Source organism: Ruegeria sp. TASC047 (genome assembly GCF_059612445.1).
On the sequence record NZ_JBXWQP010000035.1, the window covers coordinates 1 to 1414 of the forward strand.

Genomic DNA, 1414 nt, shown 5'->3' on the forward strand with positions numbered 1-1414 from the left:
GATCAGCCATGTTCACCGCTCGTTTTTCGAACCGTGAATCACGCAACCCCGCAGAAATCAATGGGTCCTGACCCTAAAATGTTGACAATCTGGTGACTGTTCGGGGCAATCGGGATACGCTGTATCTCATTGGGAGGCTCAGCGTATGAATGGATGGTTTTCTCTGTTTCGCTGCATGTGTTGCTTGGTCATGGCTTTGTTTCTAGCTTCTTGCTCGGCGCCGCCGGAACTCATCGGAGTGGATAATCCAAAAGTGCCGGTTGCGTCCGTTGAAACGGCAACCAAGCACAAGATATTCTTAATGACAACGCGGGAGGCCACCGAAACGGTCGGCGCACTTTACTCAGGTCGGCGCGCGCCTGATCTGGGTTTGGCATCGGTGCAGGTTTCGATTCCACCCACGCATGTTGTTGGCGAGTTGGAGCGACCTAAAAAACTGCCTCCAGACCCAAGGATAGAGTTCGCAATTGTTGACCCAACCATCTACCAAAACGATGAGGCCTTCATTGCGTCCGTCAACCGGGAACTGAGCAAAATTCCAAGAGGCCAAAGGGACATTCTCTTTTTTGTACACGGATACAACAATACTACGAGTGATGCTGTTCTCAGGCTGGCGCAGTTTGTGGAAGACAGTGGATTTCAGGGTGTCCCCGTTCTTTTCGATTGGGCATCGGCCGCAAGCCTGACCCGATATGTCTACGATTTAAACAGTGCCCTGATCGCTCGCCCAACTCTTCCCGAAATCAGTCAGATCATGGAGCGCACCAATGCAGAAGGATATGATATCTTTGCGCATTCCATGGGAGCTTTCCTGACTATGGAAGCAATAAAAGACGCGGTGCAGACGGGCAGATTCAACGCTTCTGGACGTATTCAGACTATCATGTTGGCTTCGCCCGATATCGACATGGATCTCTTCCGCTCTCAACTGAAACAGATCAATACGAAGTTCGACCGTTTCTATGTTCTATTGTCCGAAGACGACAGCGCTTTGAACGTGTCTCGTCTCATTGCCGGTGGCGTTCCTCGTGTCGGTGCGTCCAACATAGACGAGCTTGCAGAGCTTGGAGTTATTGCCATTGACCTTTCAAAGATCCAGAATTCTAGTTCTGGAAGCCACTCCAAGTTTGCCGGATCACCCGATATTGTACAGTTGATAGGCAATGGCCTCAACAACAACAGTCGATTTAACAGAAGCCAACGAGCAACGCAGTTAGGCGAGGTTATTGGATCAATCCCTATTCAAATAGCATTCGAATAGCTGTTGCTTTTGTTCGGCGAGCAATGTCCGCTTACCGCAGTTTGCGCCAGTTCGCTCGTGACGCAGAAAACGTCAATTTGGGCTCGATACGGTCCTTCGCCGTTGTCCGCTCGAACGTCCGCTTCTGCGCCAACGGTCAGCCACTTCATCAAT

1 protein-coding gene is annotated in these 1414 nt (G+C 50.6%); it reads left to right on the forward strand.

From position 1 onward, the window contains the following. The first annotated feature begins 190 nt into the window (after positions 1–190). Entirely contained in the window at positions 191–1261 is a 1071-nt protein-coding gene (locus tag AC2FLO_RS14235; RefSeq protein ID WP_496755292.1) for an alpha/beta hydrolase, read from the forward strand. The last annotated feature ends 153 nt before the right edge of the window (positions 1262–1414 follow it).

Coding starts and splice junctions, on each gene's coding strand:
- AC2FLO_RS14235 (WP_496755292.1), top strand. CDS start 191: ATGGCTTTGTTTCTAGCTTCTTGCTCGGCGCCGCCGGAACTCATCGGA.